Genomic DNA, 21,841 nt, shown 5'->3' with positions numbered 1-21,841 from the left:
GCGCATGCGTCGAGTCATCACCTATGGCACGTTCGACCTGCTGCACTACGGCCACATCCGGCTCCTGCAGCGGGCCAAGGAACAGGGCGACTACCTCGTCGTCGCGCTCTCGAGCGACGAATTCAACGCCGGCAAGGGCAAGAAGTCGTACTTCACCTACGAGGACCGCAAGCGCATGCTCGAAGCCATCCGCTACGTCGACCTCGTCATCCCCGAGGACAACTGGGAGCAGAAGGCCACCGACGTCGACAAGTACCACATCGACACCTTCGTCATGGGTGATGACTGGGAAGGCGAATTCGACTTCCTCAAGGACAAGGTCGACGTCGTCTACCTCTCGCGGACCCCGGAGATCTCCACGACCAGGATCAAATCCGAGCTCAGCAACTCCTGATCCCCAATCCTCATCTCATCCCCACCCTGCGAGGAGAACCCCCTCAGTGAATGAGAAGACGGCCGGAGCAGATCCGGTGCGCCTTTCGATCGTCATCCCCGTCTTCAACAACCCCTCCCACGTCAGGACCGCCGTCGACATTGCGGCAGCGCAGACGTGCGACGACGGACTGACGGAGGTCATCGTCATCGACGATGGGTCGACCGATGACACACCGCAGGTCCTCGCCGAGGCGGTCGCCCGGCATCCGAATGTGCGGGTCATCCGGCAGGAGAACTCCGGCTGGGCGGGCGGTCCCCGCAACACCGGGCTGGACGCGGCCCGCGGCGACTACGTGTTCTTCCACGATGCCGACGACCGCCTCGACGGCGACTGCCTGGGAACGGCCGTCTCCTACGCCGATGCACAGGGCAGCGACGTCGTTCTCGTGACGATCGAGGGACGGGGAGGACGCCACACCCACGCCGACGTCTTCGCCGACACCCAGGACGAGGGAGACATCCGACGCCTCGTGCGGTCGAACTACTCCTTCAAACTCTTCCGCCGATCCTTCCTTCATGACCACGATCTGCGCTTCCCCGCGCACAGGATCAGGCTCGAAGACGCCCAATTCTGCTTCCGCGCCTATGCCGCGGCGTCGAAGGTCTCGATCCTCGCCGACCGCAGCTACTACTTCGTCTACGACCACGGCGGGGGACACATCAGCCAGACCGGCACAGCTCCCGAGCTGCACGCGCAGGGCATCCGCGAAAGCCTCCTGCCGCTGACCTCAGGACCCTGGGAGCCCGAGCTGCGCCGCGAGGCCATGGCCGACTGGTTCCGACGGGTCACCCTCAACCGCTTCAACGACAGCTTCGACGGTCGGCGCGTGGAGTTCCGCCTGCCGTGGATCGCCGAATCGAAGAAGCTCGTCGACGAATTCTGCCTGCCCTCCAGGCTCTTCGAGTTCTACAGTCCCCTCAACCGGGCACGGGTGTGGAGCCTCTCCACGGGGATCCCGGCCCTCGTCGAGGCCGTGAGCCGACGCGGCAATCGCAGCCGACTCGTCGCCGTCGAGGTCGATCGAGCTGAGCTCACCGGCGTCCGACTCGTGCTCGAAGGGCGCGCCGCAGCTCTCCTTGCCGCAGAGGACATCACGGCCTTGACGTTCGTCCTCCGTCGCGGCGATGAGGACATCGCCGAGTTCGCGGCGGACCTTCTGCCCGTCGCCGCCACCTCGGCCGACTCACCCGACGCCGCCGCCAACGCCGTCAAGCGGTTCCGCAGCGAGATCCCGCTCAAGGCGCTGCTCGCCCACGGCACGGTCAAGGTCTACGCCCGGGCCGACACCGGCACCGAAGAGACGAGGGCGGTTCGCGTCGGTCTCGCCGACACCGGTGTGCTCTCCGCGCGCCGCTGGGGGCTGCGCGTCGAGGTCACCCCCACCAGCCTCGGCGGGGCGAACCTCCACGTCGCGAGCGGAGCACGCGCCTTCGCGAAGCGGCTGACCGGGCTCGGCCGCAGATCGATGCGGTAGCATTCCGCAGACACGTCCCAGCCGGCGCTTCGCATCCCTGCCCCACCACCAAGGAACGCCACCTATGCCACTCAACCGCCTGCTCCGGCGTATCCGCCGCGCCACCGCCTCGAGCTCGGCCCCTCCGACCCGCATCTTCGACCTCACCTGGTCGATCCCGCAGGAGTACGGGGGTCTCACCAAGGTCATGCTGCGACGGTCGCGGAACTTCGTCACCCTCCTCGGGATCGACGTCGATGTGCTCACCCTCGACTACCGACTCGACGTCGCCGAGGCTCGGCAGCGACTGCGCGAGGCGGGCGAACTCATCGACGGCATGCGTCTGCGCAATGCGTGGGACGAGGTCGCCGGTTACGACCGGCGCGCCCTGCGCCGGTTCGGCGGTCGCCCCGCCGCCGGGATTCCCCCGCAGCACGCACCTGGGTCGACGAACACCACCGACCGCTACATCGAATACTTCGCCGCGGACGGCACGATCGATCGGGTCGATCATCTGCGCCGCGACGGCACGACCTTCCTCATCGACGACCGCACCGGGAGCACAAGACGGCTCGTGCTCCTCGACCACGACGGTCGCTGCGTGTCCGAGTTCGCCCGCGCCAGGGACTTCTACTTCGCATGGCTCGACGCCGCGACCGGCGGCGAAGAGTCGATCCTCATCAACGAATCGAAATTCATCGCGACGTTCCTCCATCGCTACAAGCGCGACCATCTGCGCATCGGCCAGGTCCTCCACAATTCCCACCTCAACCCGGGAACCGCGTCCGTCAACGGCCCCTTCACCCGGTCCCGGATCGAGATCCTCAGGCACTGGTTCGAGTACGACTTCCTCGTCTTCCTCACCGAGAAGCAGCGGGCTGACTTCGCCGCCGCCTTCGGCAGCGCGCCGACGCTCGTCGTCATCCCCAATTCGACGGCCGTCGACGAGGTGGGACACCCGTCCCCGGAGAACGATTCCCGGCCGCCGGGACGCGGCGTCGTGCTCGCCCGACTGACGAGTCAGAAGCGCATCGACGAGGCCCTGGCCGCCGTCGCCCGGGTCGGACCCGAGATGACCCTCGACATCATCGGCGACGGGGAGAAGCGAGCCGAGCTCGAAGCGATCGTCGCCGGCAGCGATGTCCTCAGCTCCCGCGTCACCTTCGCCGGCCACGTCGACGGGGCCGCCGAGAGGCTGCGCGACCACTCCTTCATCCTCCTCACGAGTTCGTTCGAGGGGATGGGCGTCGTGCTCATCGAAGCCATGGCCAGAGGCTGCATCCCGCTGGCCTACGACATCAGGTACGGTCCCTCCGACATCATCGACTCCGGGGTGAACGGGTACCTCGTCGCCGACAGCACGGCCATGGCCGACGCGATCACCGGCCTCCTCGACGCCGACGCCGCCGCGATCGCCGACCTGCGGCGCGCCGCCGTGGCGAAGGCCGCGACCTTCAGCGACGACAGCGTGACCGCGCGCTGGGCGGAGCTGTTCTCGCGGCTGCGGACGACGGCGAAAAACCGGCCGAAGACGATCGTCCCCGCACTCACCGCGGCACCCGAGACGGCCGTCGACGGCGGGGTCCGGATCACCGTCGAGGGCCGTGCCCCCGGCGAGGACTTCGCGGTCGTCCTGGGCACGCGCGACGGGAGCTGCGCGTTCGCCTCGGCGGTCGATGCGCAGGGCAATGCCGTCTTCAGCGGAGAGGAACTGTTGATCGTGCCGGCGGGCGCGACGCTCGACGCGTGGTGGCAGTGGACGGGCCAGGACGGGATCCACCACCCGCGGATCGCCGTCGACGCGGATGCGGCCGGGGACGAGGCCGCGGACTCGCCCGGCGCGGAGAGGCGGATCACCCCGTATCGCACGGTCAAGGGCAACCTCAGCTTCACGGTGGGCTGAGCGGTCGCCGCCCACCGCAGGGCGGGGTCAGCCAGGACGCCCTGCGCGAAACACGCGGTCGTGTCGGCGGTCACGGAAGTGGCCAGGGGGTTGGACAGTCGGTAAACTTGGCGTGAATTGTCGGGGTCAGATGCAGTCAGAAGGCAGGTCGGGAGTGAGCGCGGAGAAGCAATCACGGTACCCGACCCTGGCCGAACTCCGCGCCAAGGCCCAGCCGATCGAAGTCCGCACCCGGAAGAACGCCGAGCACTGGACGGCTCAACTCTACCTGCGGCATTTCTCCATCTACTTCACGATGCTCCTCGTGCGCACCCGCATCAGCGCCAACGGCGTGACCGGGATGATGATCGTCGCCGGGTGGTGCATCGCCGCAGCGCTGCTCATTCCCGGGATCTGGGGCGCCGTCCTCGCCGTCGTCTTCTCGCAGGTCCAGATGTACATCGACTGCTGCGATGGCGAGGTCGCGCGGTGGCGCGGCACGAGCGGCGCGAAAGGCGTCTTCCTCGACAAGGTCGGCCACTACACGACCGAGGGACTCGTGGCCTTCGCGCTCGGGGCGCGCGCAGTCGGCGAATGGTCGAACCTCGCCACCGATCCCGGCGGCACGTACCCGTACCTGCTCGCCGGCTCCATGCTCGCCTCCCTCGTCCTGCTCAACAAGGCGCTCAACGACATGGTGCACGTGTCCCGCGCCTTCAACGGGCTCGACAAGCTCGCCGATTCGCAGTCCGCGACCGCACTCAACCCCGGCTTCACCGCGAAGCTCAAGCGCGCCGCCCGCTTCGTCCCGTTCCACCGCATCTACCACTCGGTCGAACTCTCGCTGCTCGCCCTGCTCTCGAGCATCGTCACGGCCGTCGCCGTGCCGCTCGGCGCCGCCCCGCTCGTCGGTGAGCGCTGGCTCGTGCTCATCCTCGTGCCGCTCTGCCTGCTCTCCGTCATCGGCCACTTCATGTCGATCATGGCGTCGAAGAGGCTGTCATGACGAACACCTCACGGGTCCTCACCCAGCGCTTCGAAGCGAACCGGAAGTACACCTTCGGCGTCGTCGTGCTCACGCAGGGCAAGCGACTGGAGGAGCTCAACCGCGGCTTCGACTCGCTGCTCGCGCAGAAGGGCGTCGACCTCGACATCGTGTGCGTCGGCAACGGCTGGGAGCCGCAAGGCATCCCGCCGGCCGTCAAGCGTCTCGCCCTGCCGGAGAACCTCGGCATCCCCGCCGGACGCAACGCCGGGGTGCCGCACGTCAAGGGGGAGTTCCTCTTCTTCCTCGACGACGACGCCTGGCTGCCCGATGACACCACGCTCATGCGCATGGCCCAGCTGATGCGCACGAAGCCGAAGATCGGGCTCGTCCAGCCCCGCGTCGAGGAGCCGGGCGGACCGGCCTCCCCGAAGCGCTGGATTCCGCGCCTGAAGAAGGGCGAGGCCGACCATTCCTCGAACGTCTTCTCCGTGTGGGAGGGCGCCGTGTGCATGCAGCGCAAGGCCTTCGACGAATGCGGCGGCTGGCCGGCCCCGTTCTGGTATGCCCATGAGGGCATCGAACTCGCGTGGCGGGTCTGGGACGCCGGCTACTCCGTGTGGTACATGGGCGACCTCGCCGTCGCCCACCCCGTCATCGATCCGAGCCGCCACGACGAGTACTTCTACATGAACGCCCGCAACCGCGTGTGGCTGGCCCGGCGGAACCTGCCGTGGCCCTTCAATTGGATGTACGTTGGATCGTGGACGCTCATGCAGTGCCTGAAATGGGCGAACAAGCCCGACCAGCTGCGCCCGTGGTTCGAGGGGTGGCGCGACGGGTGGAAGCTCGACCCGTGGAGCGACGACGAACAGCACCGGAAGCTGTCAGGGCGCGGTGTCCTGCGCATGGCGCGCCACGGCCGACCCCCGGTCGTCTGAGCCGCCCCACGGAGCCGCGGGCCCGCCCGACCGATAGAGAAGACGACGACGGAGAACACTTTGACTCACCCAGCGGTGCGCGCCGCCGACACGACCGCAACGACCCCACCGGAGACCGTCTGGGGGATCGACGGACGACCGCTGGTCACCGTGGTCATCATCATGTTCAACGACATCGCGAACGTCGGCACTGCGATCCGCTCCGCCCTCGACCAGACGCTCAAGGGCACCGAGGTCATCGTCGTCGACGACTGCTCCACCGACGGGTCCTTCGAGCACGTCTCCGAGCTGGCCCGGGACGAACCGCGGCTGCGGGTGTTCCAGACGCCGAAGAACAGCGGCGGGCCGGGAGCGCCGCGCAACATCGGAATGGACAACGCGAGCGCCCCGTACCTGACGTTCCTCGACAGCGACGACATCCTCGAACGCCATGCGACGTACAACCTGCTCACGGCCGCGGAGCGCAGCGAAGCCGACATCGTCATGGCCAAGACGCGGCGCCGGGACATCGCGAAGAAGAAGTTCCGCGGCTGGCACCACCGGCTCTACCGGGAAGAGCAGCACTTCGACACGATCGAGGAGAACCCCGAGCTCTGCATCGACACGATCGCCGTCGCGAAGCTCTACCGCATGGAGATGCTGCGGGCCAACGGCATCCGCTTCCGGGAGGAACTCCACTACGAGGACCTCATCTTCACCGCCGAGGTGTTCGCGAAGGCCGAGGGCATCCGCGTCATCCCCGAATTCGTCTATCAGTGGAACCTCTATCCCATCAAGGTCCGCAAATCGATCACCAACCAGCGCGACGACATCAGGAACCTCCAGCATCGCAAGGTCGCGCTCGCCGAAGTCCTCCGGGTCGCCGACCCGGCCAGCGTGCCGGCGCTCCACGCCCGCCTGCAGCTGAAGATCCTCCGCCACGACGCCCGGCTCTACCTCAACGACATCGCCCACGGGCAGGTGCCCAACCTCGCGCCCGAACTCCTCGCCGAACTCAAGCCGCTCATCGAATCGATCCCCACCGAGATCTACGACGATGTGCCCCGCGACGACCGGCTGCTCATCGCCTCGGCCCTCGCCGAGGATGTCGACCTCGTCTCTCGGATGGCCCACATCGCCTCGGGCACGTGGGACCTCTACGGCGACTGGGAGCCCGGTGGGCACCGCAGCCTGTGGGAGCCGGAGACCTTCGCCTCCTACTCGGCCGACTCCCGTGAGCACATGCTCGCGACCTTCGACGCCGCCGAGGTCGTCGCGATCCCGTGGTACGCGTTCAAGTTCTACAACGCCGTCGACGCCGTGGCCATCGACGGGAAGAACCGGGTGACGATCTCCGGCCGCATCCCCGACTCGTTCGCCAAGCTCGACCGGCCCGATCTCACTGCGCGGATGCTCATCAGGGAGCGCTGGGGCTTCCAGCGGGAATGGGTGGCACCAGTGCGCTGGGAGCGCACCGCCGACGGTGAGGTGGAGTGGACCACCGAGTTCGAGTTCCCCGCCGCCATCGACCGTGCCGTGCGGCCGAAGATCTCCATCCGCATGGAGCTGACGAACGGCACCGCCTCGACGCTCCTCCCGCTGCGGGTGAGGAAGGGATTCGTCGGCAGCAAGCAGAAGACCCAGCCTCACGGGGTCGCCGAGTCGCTCGCGAACATCCGCTATCAGCCCTACGCCACGGAGATCGGCACCCTGGCCTTCCGCCTCGCCCGCATCGGCAAGCAGCGCCGGCGACTGCGCCGGGCGATCAGACCCATGCTCTCGACCGGTCAGACCGCGCTGCGGGACAGATACGTGCCCCTGCCCTCCCATGCGCTCGTCGCCGAAGGCGCGCGGATCGCCGCGGAGGCACCGGCGCAGCTCGACGACCGCCTCGTCGTCGTCGAATCCCACATGGGCACCACCGAGTCCGACTCGCCCCACGTGCTCGCCGCGGAGCTGCGTCGCACCCGCCCCGACCTCAGGGTCGTCGTCGTGGCGGCGGCCAACCAGCGCTGGGCGGCGGGCCGCGAGGACATCGTCATCCGCAACACCGTCGACTACTACCGCACGCTCGCCCGGGCGAAGTACATCATCGACAACCAGAGCCTGCCCGTCGGCTACGTCAAGCGCCCGGGTCAGATCTACATCCAGACGTGGCACGGCATCCCCATCAAGAAGATGGGCTTCGACGAGCCGAACCTCGAGTTCGGATCGCGCGAGGACATCGCCGACCTCGAACGGCGAGTCGGCTACTGGGACTTCCTCAGCATCCCCAGCGCCTACTTCCGCGACACCTTCGTGCCGGCGTTCCGGTACGAGCGTGCGCAGCTGCCGGTGGGATCGCCGCGCAACGACGTTCTCGTCGGCGATGCCGCGGGGATCGCCGCGGCCAAGGCGCGCCTCGACCTCGACCCGGCGAAGACGAGCGTGCTCTACGCCCCGACGTTCCGCACCCGCGGGCAGGCCTCGCTCGAACTCGACCTCGCCGAGCTCGTCGACGACCTCGGTGAGGACTATCAGATCCTGCTGCGGCCCCACTACCTCAACCGCATCGCCGTGCCGCCCCACCTGCGCGGTCGGGTCATCGACGTCAGCGGCATCGCCGACACCGCAAAGGTGCTCCAGGCCGCGGACATCCTCGTCTCCGACTACTCGAGCATCATCTTCGACTACCTCAGTCTCGACCGCCCGATCATCCTCTACGCGTACGACCTCGACGACTATGCGAACTCCGCGCGCGGCACCTACTTCGACCTGCGCGACCATCATCCGGGTCCGCTGGTCACCGACCAGGAGGAACTCGTCGCGGCGATCAGGGCCGCAGGAGACGACGCGGCGGAGCCGCTGCGGCGCCGCTTCCGGGAGGACTTCGCCGGCACCGAACCCGGTGATGCAGCCGCGCAGACGATCGCAACGATTTGGGGAGCTCAGTGATGGCGCAGTCGCAGTTCGATCGGATCGTCCTCATGGCCAACGACGTCGACCGCCTCGGCGGTGTCGGACGCTTCATCAGCACGATGGCCGACGGGTTCCACGCCCGGGGATACGCCACCGAGCTCGTCGGGGTCTCGCCGCCGCCGGAAGGTCACGGTCAGGTCGTCGAGCGCTCCGCCGGCATCACGGTGCGCACGCTCATGCCCGAGCCTCCGCCGCCGGACTGGACCATCCGCTCCGACGCGGACAAGAAGGACCGGGAGCGCATGCGGCGGTATCGGAAGCGCTTCGACCTGCGCAAGATCGCGGTCGACAAGCTGCGGGCACTGCTCGCCGAGTGGGGTCCGCGCACGCTCATCATCTGCACGCAGGTCTACGGCATGGAGCACATGCTCGAAGCCGGATACGACGCCGCCGATCCCCGCCTGCCGCGGGTCGTCGGTCAGTACCACGGGTCATACGACGGGGCCACGCGCACCGGTCGGGACGCCGGCCGCGTGCTGCAGGCCTACGCCGACGTCGACCGCACCGTGTTCCTCACGGCAGAGGACGCCGAGCGCTTCCGCCTCGCAGGACTGAACAACACCGGGTGGATCCCCAACCCCGTCACCCTCGCCGGGTCGGAGATCGAGGCAACGGCGGAGACCGGATCCACGCGCCGCAACACCATCGTCGCGCTCGGGCGCTACGACGAGGTCAAGTCGCTGCACTACCTGCTGGCGGCCTGGGCCGAGATCGCTCCCGCCCTTCCCGACTGGAGTGTCGAGCTCTACGGTGAGGGCGAACTGCGCGAGAGTCTGCAGGCCCTCATCGATGACCGCGCGATTCCCCGTGCCGCGCTCATGGGCAAGACCGACGCTGTCGCCGAGGTGCTCGCGGCCGCGAAGATCCACGTCATCTCCTCACAGCACGAGGGACTGCCGATCTCGATCGTCGAGGCGGGACTCTCCGGCGTGCCCACGGTGTCCTTCGACTGCTCCCCGGGGGTCGAGATGCTCATCGACTCCGGGCGCACCGGATACATCGTCGCCCAGAACAACGTCTCCGCCCTCGCCGAGCGCCTGCAGGCGCTGGCCGCCGACCCCGCGGCGCTGGCGCAGATGTCGGACGAGGTCCGCGCCGATATGGCGCAGTACGCCCCCGAGCGCATCCTCGATCGGTGGGAGGACCTCTTCCGCGAGATGGCCCGCTGAAACCGACGGTTCGGTCGCTGGGGCCGACGGTTCGGCCGCTGAGACCGGCTGCTCAGTCGAGGTCGGTCTTCGCGAGCATCTCCCGCTGCCGTGAGGCGATGAGCCCGGAGATCGTGGCGACGAACTCCCGGGTCGAGTCGCCGACGGCACGGCGACCGAAGTAGAACTCGCGCAGCTCCGCGCGCTGGGCCGCCGTGGTGTCAGCGTCGAGCTCGGTGGCGATCGTGTCGGCGATCTCGGCGATCGTCGACTGCGACACGACGGGGGTGGCTCGGGTGATCGGCGAATCCTCGTTGATCGCTGCGAGATCGTCCCGGCGATCGGTGATGATGATCGGCTTCTCCGGCCGCAGGTAGAGGAAGTCGAGCCCGACACTCGAGACGTCGGTGACCATGAGGTCGACATCGGCGAACATCGGCAGGATGTCACCCTGCATCGAGACGAGGTGCCCAGCGCCTGCCCCGGTGCTGCCTGCCCCGGTGCCGTCGGCTGCGGCACCGGCGGTCTCGGCACTGTCCGCCTCGGCGATGAGCTCCCGAATCCGCGCATCGGCCGCGACGACAGCGGGGTCGTCGGACTGCTCGACCCTGGGGTGCGGCTTGTAGACGAGGCGGGTGTTCGGGGTGCTGAGGATCGCTGCGACGATGGCCTCACCGAAGAGATCGAGCGAGGTGTAGTTGTTCGCGTCGTTCTCGCCCTCCCACGTCGGCGCATACATCACTGTGCGCTTCGTCGTCGACGGCAGCGTCGATGTCTGTTCGATGTCGAGCTGCGGCCTGCCGACCTCGACGAGTTTGCCGAGATCGAACTCGATGAGCGCCTTCCGGTGTCGTTCGATCGCGGCGGGTCCGGCGACGAAGACGCGGTCGTAGGCCTTGACCTGGTTCGACACCATCGAGAGCTTGTCGCTCTCACCGTGGTTGAGGTGCACGTGGACCATCGGGGCGTAGCCGAGCGACTGGAAGTTGCGCACGCCGTTGTTGACGTAGAGGGCGACCTTCGGATCGAGGGCGTAGTAGAAGTCCTGGAGCGGATCGAACTGGCGCTTGAGCACGAGAGGCAGCTCGGTGACCGCGCGCAGCTCCTGCAGCGCGCCGGGGGACCGGAGGACGATCGCGACCGGATGCGTCCGATCGAGCTCTTCGAAGATGGGGATCCACTGGAGGATCTGGTAGATCTTCGCGGGCCCGTCGCCGAAGTACGCGATGACCGGGGTCTCCAGACCCGCACCGTCGTACTTCGCTTCGAGGCGTTCGATCGCCTTCGCACCCCGCAGCCAGCGACTGGTCGCCTGCCACGGCCGCGAGTTGAGAGCCGACAGTCCCGCCTTGCGCACCCACCGGCTGATGGGAGGCTTCTTCGCGGTCAGTGACTTCAGGGATGAACGCATGTCGTGCCTGCTCCGTGCTCGTCCGACGATTCCGATTGCCCCGGAGAGTCTAGTGGACGACGGCCGCAGAGCCGGCTCGAGCGCGAGTCCGGCCCGGTTCTCTCGGGAAAATCACATTGCGCCCCGGTCACGAAAACTGCACGAAACCAGAGTAACTCTTGCCATAATCGCAACATGTGTGCACACTGGGATGGTGTTCGAGGGCAGAGAAGCAGATCACGGCGGTCGCGCCGGCCTCGGCACCCGTGTGCGCAATGCCATTCGGGACGCGGGAATCAACCACAGCGAAGTCGCCCGCAGCATCGGTCTCGAACCGAGCAAGCTCTCGAAGTCCCTCGCCGGGACTCGGAAGTTCCGCGTCGAGGAGATCACGCGCATCGCCCAGCTCACCGACGTCACCACGGATTGGCTCACGCTCGGACGTGAGGAGGGAGCACCTCGGCGCCAGACCGCCCCGCTGTCTCCCACCCATTCGCTCACCGAGGCGGCCGGTCAGGGCGCGTCCGCACTGTCTGCCACCGGCGGCGACCACCCCCGTCCGGAGGCGTCGACGACGTGGATGTCGAAGGGCACCCGCAATCGCCGCCGCATCGTCGCCGCCGCCTGGGAGCTCTACGCCGACCGCGGCATCGACGCGGTGCGCGTCCACGACATCGCCGCCGCCGCGGGTCTGTCGACCTCGGCGATCAACTACCACTTCCGGACGAAGACCGCGCTGCTCGAGGCGGCCCTGCACTATTCGCTTGAGATCATCGCGACCGCTCGCGACCTCGTCGAACCCGAGGACCCCGCCGAGGTGCTCCTCCGGTTCTCCCGCGTCCATGCGGGAGTCGACCCCACCGTGCGCCGCGTGTGGTCGATCTGGATCCAGAGCTGGGCCCGCGCCGTCGTCGACGAGCGCTCCCGCCTCAACCTCGCCGCCGTCTACGAGAAATGGATGGACCTCATCCGCGGCGTCGTCGCCGCCGGTCAGCGCGTCGGCCAGGTCCGCGACGGCGACACCGACCTCATGGTCAAGAGCCTCAGCGTCTTCATCGACGGACTCGGCGTCGCCCGCAGCACCGCCCAGATGAGTCTGACCGACGACGACGCCCTGGCGATGATCGACGCCTTCCTCCGCGCCCACATCCTCGTCCCCGGCGCAGAGCCCGCGCAGATGCGGGCATCGACACGACCTCCGGACCCGGCCGCGCAGCCGGGGCCTGCGGAACATCTTCAGGACGAACCACTCCAGGAAGAAGGCTGATGAACACTCCGAACCGAAGACAAGCGCTGGGAGCGGGACTCTCGCTCACCGCGCTCGCCGGACTGAGCGCCTGCGGCGGCGGCGCGGCGGCCGGTGACATCTCCGCCGGCGAGCCCGTCCGCGGCGGCACCCTGCGCGTCGGGGTCACCGGCGGCAACTCCGCCGACACCGTCGATGCGCACATCCCCGTGAATTCCGGCGACGTCGCCCGCACCGTCAACCTCTACAACTCCCTGCTCACGCGCACCGACGACTACAAGATCCAGCCGGAGCTCGCCGAGTCGTTCGAACCCAACGGCGACGCGACCGTGTGGACGGCAACGCTGCGGCCGGGGATCAAATTCTCCGACGGGCGTGACATCACCCCCGACGACGTCGTCTTCACCTTCGAACGCATCAATGACCCCGATGATCCGAAGACCGCGGCGGCGAGCTTCACGATGCTCGACGAGGTCGTCGCCACCGGTGATCGCACCGTCGAGTTCCGGCTCAGCGAACCCAACGGCCTCCTCGATGACTCCGTCTCCGAGTACACGACGGGCATCGTCCCCCGCGACTACGACCCGGCCGCACCGGTCGGTTCGGGACCGTACAAGCTCGGATCGCACACCGCGGCGGTGTCGACCGTGCTCGAACGCAACGAGTACTACTGGCGCACGGACGGCAACTGGCTCGACGCCGTCCACCTTCTCAACTTCAATGACTCCGACGCTCTCATCAATGCCCTCCTCTCGAGCCAGGTCGACGCGATCGCGCAGATCCCGCTCGCCCTCGTCGAGGTCATCGGCGCCGACGAGCGGATGGCGATCCTCAACTCCGAGACCGGCATGTGGCTGCCGTTCACGATGCGCGTGGATCGTCCGCCCTTCGACGACGTCAGGGTGCGGCAGGCCTTCCGCCTCGTCGTCGACCGGGAGCAGATGATCGAGCAGGTCCTCTCCGGCTACGGCACGATCGGCAACGACATGTTCGGTCCCCTCAGTGAGAACTACCCCGACTTCCCGCAGCGCACGCGCGATGTCGAGCAGGCCAGGCAGCTCCTCGCCGAGGCGGGGCACCCCGACGGTCTCGACGTCGAGCTCGTCACCGCCCCCATCCAGTCCGGTGTCGTCGAAGCCGCGCAGGTCTTCGCCCAGCAGGCCGCCGACGCCGGCATCCGGGTGAGCATCCGCCGGGTCGATGCGACGACGTTCTTCGGGGAGAACTATCTGCAGTGGGATTTCGCGCAGGACTTCTGGTACACGCGTGACTTCCTCCCGCAGTGCGTGTCCTGTGTGATGCCGGAATCGCCGTTCAACGAAACCCACTGGGACGATCCGAACTTCACCTCGATCGTCGAGGAGGCGCGCTCTCTGCCGGATCCGGCGGCGCGACGCAACCTCGAACACGAGGCGCAGAAGATCCTCTACGACAACGGCGGCTACATCATCTGGGGCTTCGCCAACCAGGTCGACGCCTACCAGAAGTACGTCGGCGGCCTCGAACCGAATGCGACCGGCAGGCCCCTGGGCGGCTGGCGCTTCGACCGCGTGTGGATCGGGAAGGTGTGACATGTTCGCCAAAGTCATCATTCGCAGGCTGATCTTCTCCGCCTTCATCCTCCTCGCCGTCTCCCTCATCGTCTTCGGCGCCACCCTCCTCCTGCCCGGCGATGCGGCTCGCGCGATCCTCGGCCAGCAGGCCACCCCGGAGCGCATCGCGGCACTCAACGAACAGCTCGGGCTCAACCTGCCGGCCTGGCAGCGCTACCTCGAGTGGCTCGGTGGTCTCTTCGTCGGCGACTTCGGAACCTCGACGGCGACCGGCGGACCGGTCTCGGAGCTGCTGGGACCGCGGATCGGCAACTCCTTCGTCCTCATGGCGCTCGCCGCGATCATCTCCGTGCCGCTGGGCATCGGCCTCGGCGTCTACTCGGCGCTGCACCGCGGCACCCGCCGCGACCAGGCGCTGACCGGCATCAGCCTCGTGCTCGCCGCGATGCCCGAGTTCGTCATCGGCATCGCCCTCATCGCGATCTTCGCCACCTCGGTGTTCCAGATCCTGCCCGCCGTCACGCTCGCCCCGCCGGGCCAGCCAGTGTGGCTGATCCCCGCGCAGCTCGTCCTGCCCACGGCCACCCTCGTCCTCGTCGTCACCCCCTATATCGTGCGGATGATGCGGGCGACGATGATCGAAGTCCTCGACTCCGGATTCGTTGAGATGGCCCGCCTCAAGGGCGTTCCCGAACGCCGAGTGATCTTCCGTCACGCGGTGCCCCATGCGCTCGGTCCCGTCGCCCAGGTCGTCGCGATCCAACTCGCGTGGCTGGCCGGCGGCGTGGTCGTCGTCGAGTTCCTCTTCCGGTACCCCGGCATCGGCCAGGCGCTCATCGACGCCGTCACCTACCGCGACGTCCAGGTCGTCCAGGCGATCTCGATGCTCGTCGCCGCCGTCTACGTCGTGGTCAACCTCGCCGCGGACATCGTCGGCATCCTCACCAACCCGAAACTGAGGAGCGCAGCATGAGCAGCAACCTCGACGACATGAAGTCCGACGCCATCGAAGCCGCGGAGGTGCCGAAGGAGTCGCAGACGACCTATGTGCCCTTCTTCCGCCGCGTCATCGCGCAGAAGCAGGGGCGCATCGGCCTCGTGCTCACGGCATTCATCGTTCTCCTCGCCTTCTGCGGACCCCTTCTCCTGCCGTGGGCGACGGGGTCGACGGCGACCGAGTTCGTCGCGAAGCCGTTCTCCCCGTACGGGCTCTTCGGCACCGACAACCTCGGCCGCAGCGTGCTCTCCCGCTTCCTCGCCGGAGGGCTCACGCTCATCATCTACTCGGTGCTCGCCACGGCGCTCGGCATGGTCCTCGGCGCGATCGTCGGCATGCTCGCCGCCTATGTGGGCGGACGCTTCGACGCGATCCTCATGCGACTCAACGATGTCCTGCTGGCGATCCCGCAGCTCGTGTTCGCGCTGCTGGCGATCACCGTGCTCGGACCGCAGGGCTGGGTGCTCATCACCGTCATCGGCATCACGCATGCCCCGCGCATCGCCCGGGTGGCCCGGTCGGCCACTCTCAACGTCATCAACGAGGACTACATCCTCGCCGCGGAGATGTACGCGATGCCCCGGTCGAAGCTCCTCGTCCGTGAGCTCCTGCCCAACATCACCGGGCCGCTCAGCGTCGAGGCGGGGCTGCGCCTGACGTACTCGATCGGCGCGATCGCCTCGCTGTCATTCCTCGGACTCGGCCTGCAGCCGCCGGCCGCCGACTGGGGCCTGATGATCAACGAGAACCGCATCGCGCTGAGCATCCAGCCGTGGGGCGTGCTGCTGCCGGTCATCGCGATCGCGCTGCTGACCATCGGCACCAACCTGCTCGCGGACTCGTTCGCCCGAGCCACCGCTTCGACGACAGTGGAGGAATGATGACCACGACCAATGACACCGCTGCCGGGGTCGACTCCGCACCGAACGAGAGCATCGTCCTGCGCGTGAGCGACCTGCGCATCGACACCATGGCCGGTGACGAGATCCTCCACGGCGTCGACTTCGCCCTCAGCCGCGGAGAGATCCTCGGCCTGGTCGGGGAGTCCGGTTCGGGCAAGACGACCGCGGGGCTCGCCTGCATGGGCCACTTCCGGTCGGGGCTGAAGTACGGTTCGGGCTCGGTGAGCCTGTGGCCGCGCGGGGAGGACACCGCCGTCGAGGTCCTCGACCTCGGCGAGGAGGCCGTACGCGCCCTGCGGGGATCGCGGATCGCCTACATCCCCCAGGATCCCGCCCTCTCCCTCAACCCGGCAATGCGGGTGGGTGACCAGATCCGCGAGGTCCTCGAGATCCACGGCTTCGGGTCCTCCTCGGCGGAGCGGGAGGCGCGGATCACCGAGGTGCTCACCGACGTCGGTCTGCCCGGCGACCGGGCGTACCAGAGTCGGTGGCCGCACCAGCTCTCGGGCGGTCAGCAGCAGCGCATCGGCATCGCCATGGCGTTCGCGATGTACCCCGACGTCCTCATCCTCGACGAGCCGACGACCGGCCTCGACGTCTCCACGCAGGCCGTCGTCCTCGACACGATCCGGCAGATGACGGTGGCCAACAATGTCGCCGGTCTCTACATCACCCACGACCTCGCCGTCATCAAGGACATCTCCGACCGGGTGGCCGTCATGCTCCGCGGCGACCTCGTCGAAGAGGGACCGGTCGAAGAAGTGCTCTCACGCCCGGTGCATGACTACACGAAGATGCTGCTCGCCGCGGTTCCCGACCTCGCCGGTGACAAGCAGATCGGCGACGAGCCGAGTGCGGCAGCCCCGGTCACGGCCGTCGACCGGGAGGGGGAGGCCGCCTCGGCGAGCACCCCGCTCCTCGACGTCGCCGACGTCGAGCTCGCCTACGGGAAGGCGCAGATCCTCGACGGCATCAACCTCACCCTCGAACCCGGCGAGTGCACGATGCTGCTGGGGGAGTCGGGGTCGGGCAAGACGACCCTGTCGCGGTGCGTGGCCGGACTCAACGACGACTACTCGGGTGAGGTGCGTCTGCGCGGAGTCGAACTCGCGAAATCGACGCGGAAGCGGACGAACGAGCAGCGGATCGGGATCCAGTACGTCTTCCAGTCCCCGTTCTCCTCCCTCAACCCGAGGCGCTCGATCGGGCAGTCGCTCACGGTGCCCTTGGAGATGAGCGGAGATGGGACGGCGGCGAGCCGGAAGGCCGCAGTTGAGGACGCGCTCGATGCGGTGCGCCTGGGCCGCAGCTTCTACCACCGGCGGCCCGGAGACCTCTCCGGTGGTGAGCGGCAGCGGGCGGCGATCGCCCGGGCGCTCGTCAATGCGCCCGATGTGCTCGTCTGCGACGAGATCACCTCGGCCCTCGACGTCAGCGTGCAGGCCTCGATCATCGGGCTGCTGCGCACCCTGCGCGCCGAGCGGCAGCTGGCGATGCTCTTCGTCACGCACAACATCGCGCTCTCGCGGCACATCGCCGACAACCTCGCGGTGCTCAACAAGGGCAAGATCGTCGACTACGGGCCTGCGGACTCCGTGCTCGAGAACCCGCAGCACGCGTACACCCGCTCCCTCATCGACGACGTGCCGACGTTCTGAGTGAGAGCCGGTGCGACCTGGGCCGGACGAATCCGGGACGTTCTGAGTGAGAGCCGGTGCGACCTGGGTCGGTGAGCACCGACCCAGGTCAACCGGTTGCGGACGCGGTTCAGCTGCTCGTCGAATAGACCTGCTGAGATCCGCCGGCTGCGGCGCGCGAGCGATTGCGGCGGCGGGTCTCAGCACTGGTCCCGCGGGTGCTCTGGGACTCTCCGCGTCGGGATGCGGCATTCCGCCGCTGGCCGGAGCCTGCAGAGCTGCCGCGACGGGACTGCTCGCCGCGACGGGACTCGCTCCGGTTCGACTCGGTGCGGCCCGACGAATCCGCGCGGGCCGAGGTCTCGGGGCGACCGGACTTCTCGCGGCCCCGACCGCGGTTCCGGGATCCCGCACCTCCGCGTTGCTTCGCGCCGCCGGCCGGCGTCTGTGCACGTGACTGGGTTCCGCCTGCTGACTCGGAGGATGCGGCGGCACCCGACTGTCCGCTGCCCCCTCGGCGTCCGCGGCGGCGCCGGGACGAGCGCTTCTTCTCCGGTGGCGCCACCGTCTCGACCGGTTCCGTGCCGCGGACCCGCTCCGGGTTCGCTTCCTGCGGCTCGACGAACGCAGCGACCTCACCGACGAGTTCGCCGACCTGGGGTGACTCGGCGGAGACCTTCTGCGGCTTGACGGAGATCTTCGCCTTGCGCAGTAGTGCGAGGGTGTCCTTGCGCTCCTCCGGGGTCATGATGGTGACCACGTCGCCGGTGCTGCCGGCACGCGCGGTGCGACCGGATCGGTGGAGGTAGGCCTTGTGCTCGGTGGGCGGGTCGACGTGGACGACGAGTTCGACGGCGTCGACGTGGACGCCGCGAGCCGCGACATCGGTGGCCACGAGCACCTTGACCCCGCCGTCGGCGAAGGCCGCGAGGTTGCGCTCGCGTGCGGACTGCGAGAGGTTGCCGTGCATGTCGACGGCGGGAATGCCCTGCTTCGTGAGCAGCCGGGCAAGCCGCTTGGCCCGATGCTTCGTGCGGGTGAAGAGGATGCGCCGCCCGGCCCCGGAGGCCAGACGGTGCACAAGGTCGCCCTTGTCCTCGGGGGTGACCTCGAAGAGGTGGTGGGTCATCGCATCGACGTGCGAGCTCGGGTCGTCGACGGAGTGGAGCACCTGGTCGTGGAGGAATCGGCGCACGAGCTTGTCCACGTCGTTGTCGAGCGTCGCGGAGAAGAACATCCGCTGGCCTGTGGCCGGGGTCTTCGCGAGGAGGCGGGTGACGCCGGGCAGGAAGCCCATGTCGGCCATGTGGTCGGCCTCATCGAGGACGGTGACTTCGATGTCGTCGAGGGAGACGAGGTCCTGCTGGAGGAGGTCTTCGAGGCGTCCGGGGCACGCGACGACGATGTCGACGCCGGCGTTGAGCGCCGCTTCCTGCTTCTTCTGCTTGACTCCGCCGAAGATCGTCGTGGTCGTCAGCCCGGCGGCCTGGGCGAGGGGATCGAGCACGGCGGTGATCTGAGTCGCGAGCTCACGGGTGGGTGCGAGGACGAGCCCACGCGGAGCCCGGCCGCGACCCGGTCGTGCCGGCTGGGCGTCCGCGAGGTTGGCGACCATCGGGATGGAGAAGGCCAGGGTCTTTCCCGAGCCGGTCTTCCCGCGGCCGAGCACGTCGCGGCCGGCGAGAGTGTCGGCCAGGGTGTCCTGCTGGATGGGGAAGGCCTCGGTCTTGCCGTCGGCGGCCAGACGGGCGACGAGGGCAGAGGGGACTCCGAGGGCGGAGAACGACTGGGCCGGAGCGGTGGTGGAGGTGATGGGGTGGCCTTTCGACGCGCAGGTGCGCGCTGCGAGACCACTCAGTGGTGGCGGCAATCGTGCAACCCGGCAGGGTGTCCGAACGCGGGACCGCGTTCTCGTTCGCCGAGAGGAACGGGTTTCGCCGAGCATGCGCCGCAGCTGGGGTGTGCGGGCGCAGAGTCGCGTGATCCTGACGACGCAGGGATTTCGCCGAGCGAAATCGCAAGATCTTCAAGGATACATCGTTCGTCGTCAGTTCTCCGCATCGAGTCGCGCCGCGGCGAAGCCCGCGGCTGCTGTGAGCGCCGCGTTCGCCTCGTCGAGGACCCGCCCGAAGTGGAGGAACGAGTGGAGGACATGCGGGTATTCGATGACGTCGACATCGGTGCCGGCGCGCTGCAGAAGGGCGGCCAGGGCGCGGCTGTCGTCGCGCAGCGGGTCGAGGCCCGCGGCGGCGATGAACGTCGACGGTAGACCCCGGAGATCGGCGCCGAGGTGGTCGATGTACGGGCTCTCGGCGTCGGCCGGTGAGGTGTAGTGGACCTTCGCGATTCCGGCGAGCACCTCGGGTCCCATCCCGTCCCATGACCCGCCGTAGAGGCGACGGCTCGCAGAGTCGCGGAGGCCGTGGGAGCCGTAGACGAGGAGGAGGGCCCTGAGTGCGGCGAAGGATGAGTCGGCGCCGACCCGTTCGGGTTCGTCGCGCAGCAGCAGTGCCGATCCGAGGGCGAGCATCGCCCCGGCCGAATCCCCGGCGACGGCGAGGCGGGTGCCGTCGATTCCCCAGTCCGCCCCGTGCCGGGCGAGGTGGGCGATGACGGTCGCGCATTCGAGAAGAGCCTGGGGAAAGACGGCCTCGGGGGAGAGGGAGTAGTCGACGGCGATGACGGCAGCGCCGGAGGCCGAGGCGATGACGCGTGCGATCCGGTCGTGGGTGTCGAGGTCGCCGAGGCAGAACCCGCCGCCGTGGAGGAAGACGATGCCCGGCAGGACCGCCTCGGTGGTCGGACGGTGGATGCGGATGGGCACGTCGACGTCACCGACCCGCAGATGCGTGTCCTCGGTCCGCGCCATCGCGGGCCCGCCCTCGTTCCAATGCGTGCGTTCGGCGCGGTACTCCGCCCGTGCCGCAGCGAACTCCGTCGGCGCTCCGGCGTCACGGTCGGGGACGAGGATCCCGGGCTCACCACCGCCCTGTCGGGCCCGGGCTGCGATCACGCGGTCGGCGGCCGCACGGCATTCGGCGGCGCGGGCCTCCTGGATGTCGAGGACCTCGCGCATCTGCGCAGACAGGGCGTCGCGGATGTCGGCCGGCATCGACTCGGACCACTGCGGGGAACGGGAGGGCGTCATCGGATCCTTCTTCGGAGCTCACGGCGCGCGGGACCACGAGCAGTTCTCGATCGGCGCGCACCCCTCCAGCCTACCCGCGCAGGGCAACGATCCATCGAGGTGAGACTGCGTGGGGAGGAGGTGCCCGGGAATAAGCGGCGATGCCCGACGTTGTCATTGTCGAAGCGGAAGTGCCCGCGACCGCTGCGGCAGCCGAGACGACGGAGGAAGCGAATGACTGAGCAGATGCGGCGACACGAGACCGATCATGACGTGCCGTGGTCCCTGCCCATCGTCGTCCGCAAGTCGAAGACGGCGCTCGCCCGCCATATCGACGTCCTCGAGGCGACTGCGCGCGCCGTCGTCACGTTCCTCGATGACCCCCGCACACAGCCGGAGGGGGAGTGGTTCGACGCCGTCGAGTACTGGCGCGACGGGGCGATCCGCAAGGTGGTGCGGCGCGGTGACGGCAAGAAGCTCGAGGACGCGCGTGCCCTCGGCAGCGTCGGCGTGAGCTTCGGAGGCACGGAGGAGTTCGCCCCGGCCGAGGCCTACGTCTTCCCGCCCGGTCCGGTCTCTCCGCTGCCGCGTGAGCTGTCGAAGCTGCAGGTGGGGGACACGGAGTTCCCCGCTGATGGGGAGACGTCGATTCCCGCCGCCGAGGCGGTCGTCACCATCGAACTCTCACCGCTGGTCACGCTGACGACGGGCAAGGCGGCGGCGCAGGTCGCCCACGGCGCTCAGCTCGCGTTCGAGCAGATGCCCGCCGAGGTGCGCGATCGTTGGCGCGAATCGGGCTTCAGTCTGCGGGTGGTCACGCCGTCGAAAGCCGAGTGGGCTGTCGCAGAGCGTCCGATCAGCGTCATCGACGCCGGTTTCACCGAGGTCGACGGACCGACGGAGACCGTGCGCGCGCACTGGTGACGGTTCAGCTGCTCTCGGTCAGCTCGTCTTCTTCGCCCTCTTCGAGGGGTCGCGTCTTCGTCCCGTTGCCGAACTCATCGAGGATGATGCGACGCTTGACCATCTCACCGGTCTCCTCGTCGCGCACTTCGATGATGTCGCCGGGATGGGTCTGCGGCTGGTAGTGATCCTCGTTGACTCCGCTCATGGCACTGCCTCCTCTGGTTACTCTGACCGTACCCCCGTGTGACGCGAGTCTCAAGGATCATTCGCCGAGGTGGTCGACCCGTGTGCCGGTTGGTCA

17 protein-coding genes are annotated in these 21,841 nt (G+C 68.3%); 13 read left to right on the top strand and 4 right to left on the bottom strand.

Going from position 1 to position 21,841, the window contains the following annotated elements:
* The first annotated feature begins 4 nt into the window (after positions 1-4).
* From tagD to FFS20_RS02275, 7 genes are all read left to right on the top strand, one after another.
* Complete coding sequence (gene tagD / locus FFS20_RS02305; RefSeq protein ID WP_137824328.1) at positions 5-394, top strand: glycerol-3-phosphate cytidylyltransferase; 390 nt, start codon at positions 5-7, stop codon at positions 392-394.
* Between the two features lie 46 nt (positions 395-440).
* On the top strand, positions 441-1,910 hold the full coding sequence (locus FFS20_RS02300; RefSeq protein WP_171006952.1) for a glycosyltransferase family 2 protein: 1,470 nt from the start codon (positions 441-443) through the stop codon (positions 1,908-1,910).
* A 64-nt stretch (positions 1,911-1,974) separates the two neighbouring features.
* Positions 1,975-3,792, top strand: a complete 1,818-nt coding sequence (locus tag FFS20_RS02295; RefSeq protein WP_137824326.1) for a glycosyltransferase — start codon at positions 1,975-1,977, stop codon at positions 3,790-3,792.
* A 154-nt stretch (positions 3,793-3,946) separates the two neighbouring features.
* Positions 3,947-4,777, top strand: coding sequence for a CDP-alcohol phosphatidyltransferase family protein (locus tag FFS20_RS02290; protein WP_249356440.1), 831 nt, complete (start codon positions 3,947-3,949; stop codon positions 4,775-4,777).
* Complete coding sequence (locus FFS20_RS02285; protein WP_137824324.1) at positions 4,774-5,697, top strand: glycosyltransferase; 924 nt, start codon at positions 4,774-4,776, stop codon at positions 5,695-5,697. Before FFS20_RS02290 ends, FFS20_RS02285 begins: the two co-directional genes overlap by 4 nt.
* Before the next feature lie 60 nt (positions 5,698-5,757).
* Complete coding sequence (locus tag FFS20_RS02280) at positions 5,758-8,610, top strand: CDP-glycerol glycerophosphotransferase family protein (protein WP_137824323.1); 2,853 nt, start codon at positions 5,758-5,760, stop codon at positions 8,608-8,610.
* Complete coding sequence (locus FFS20_RS02275; protein WP_137824322.1) at positions 8,610-9,803, top strand: glycosyltransferase; 1,194 nt, start codon at positions 8,610-8,612, stop codon at positions 9,801-9,803. The genes FFS20_RS02280 and FFS20_RS02275 overlap by 1 nt, the downstream gene beginning before the upstream one ends.
* Before the next feature lie 52 nt (positions 9,804-9,855).
* Here FFS20_RS02275 and FFS20_RS02270 read toward each other — a convergent pair whose 3' ends face one another.
* A complete protein-coding gene (locus FFS20_RS02270) occupies positions 9,856-11,193 on the bottom strand; it encodes a CDP-glycerol glycerophosphotransferase family protein (protein ID WP_171006951.1) in 1,338 nt (445 codons plus the stop codon).
* Positions 11,194-11,386: 193 nt separating this feature from the next.
* Here FFS20_RS02270 and FFS20_RS02265 point away from each other — a divergent pair, with 193 nt between their 5' ends.
* From FFS20_RS02265 to FFS20_RS02245, 5 genes are read left to right on the top strand one after another with little or no spacing between them, the layout of a single operon-like run.
* On the top strand, positions 11,387-12,439 hold the full coding sequence (locus FFS20_RS02265) for a TetR family transcriptional regulator (RefSeq protein ID WP_137824321.1): 1,053 nt from the start codon (positions 11,387-11,389) through the stop codon (positions 12,437-12,439).
* Complete coding sequence (locus tag FFS20_RS02260; protein WP_137824320.1) at positions 12,439-13,989, top strand: ABC transporter substrate-binding protein; 1,551 nt, start codon at positions 12,439-12,441, stop codon at positions 13,987-13,989. Before FFS20_RS02265 ends, FFS20_RS02260 begins: the two co-directional genes overlap by 1 nt.
* 1 nt (position 13,990) lies before the next feature.
* Positions 13,991-14,944 carry an ABC transporter permease gene (locus FFS20_RS02255; protein ID WP_137824319.1) on the top strand — a complete coding sequence of 318 codons (954 nt, stop codon included), beginning with the start codon at positions 13,991-13,993 and terminating at the stop codon, positions 14,942-14,944.
* Complete coding sequence (locus FFS20_RS02250) at positions 14,941-15,849, top strand: ABC transporter permease (RefSeq protein WP_198499489.1); 909 nt, start codon at positions 14,941-14,943, stop codon at positions 15,847-15,849. Before FFS20_RS02255 ends, FFS20_RS02250 begins: the two co-directional genes overlap by 4 nt.
* Positions 15,849-17,528, top strand: a complete 1,680-nt coding sequence (locus FFS20_RS02245) for an ABC transporter ATP-binding protein (RefSeq protein WP_137824318.1) — start codon at positions 15,849-15,851, stop codon at positions 17,526-17,528. Before FFS20_RS02250 ends, FFS20_RS02245 begins: the two co-directional genes overlap by 1 nt.
* A 109-nt stretch (positions 17,529-17,637) precedes the next feature.
* Here FFS20_RS02245 and FFS20_RS02240 read toward each other — a convergent pair whose 3' ends face one another.
* Both FFS20_RS02240 and FFS20_RS02235 read right to left on the bottom strand, forming a co-directional pair.
* Positions 17,638-19,320 (bottom strand): DEAD/DEAH box helicase, encoded by a 1,683-nt coding sequence (locus FFS20_RS02240; RefSeq protein ID WP_249356470.1) that lies wholly within the window; start codon positions 19,318-19,320, stop codon positions 17,638-17,640.
* A gap of 234 nt (positions 19,321-19,554) precedes the next feature.
* The gene (locus FFS20_RS02235; protein WP_137824316.1) at positions 19,555-20,655 is read right to left on the bottom strand and encodes an alpha/beta hydrolase fold domain-containing protein; all 1,101 of its coding nucleotides are present in this window, start codon (positions 20,653-20,655) and stop codon (positions 19,555-19,557) included.
* Positions 20,656-20,868: 213 nt separating this feature from the next.
* On the opposite strand from FFS20_RS02235, the gene FFS20_RS02230 reads away from it, so the two are divergent.
* Positions 20,869-21,558, top strand: coding sequence for a peptidyl-tRNA hydrolase (locus tag FFS20_RS02230; protein ID WP_137824315.1), 690 nt, complete (start codon positions 20,869-20,871; stop codon positions 21,556-21,558).
* A 4-nt stretch (positions 21,559-21,562) separates the two neighbouring features.
* Here FFS20_RS02230 and FFS20_RS02225 read toward each other — a convergent pair whose 3' ends face one another.
* Positions 21,563-21,745, bottom strand: a complete 183-nt coding sequence (locus FFS20_RS02225; protein WP_137824314.1) for a hypothetical protein — start codon at positions 21,743-21,745, stop codon at positions 21,563-21,565.
* Positions 21,746-21,841: the final 96 nt, after the last annotated feature.

Origin of the sequence: Brevibacterium sp. 2SA, assembly GCF_005502845.1 — a bacterium.
Taxonomy (GTDB): Bacteria; Actinomycetota; Actinomycetes; order Actinomycetales; family Brevibacteriaceae; genus Brevibacterium.
Note: the sequence above shows the minus strand (reverse complement) of the source record. Positions and strands in the feature narration are given on the sequence as shown.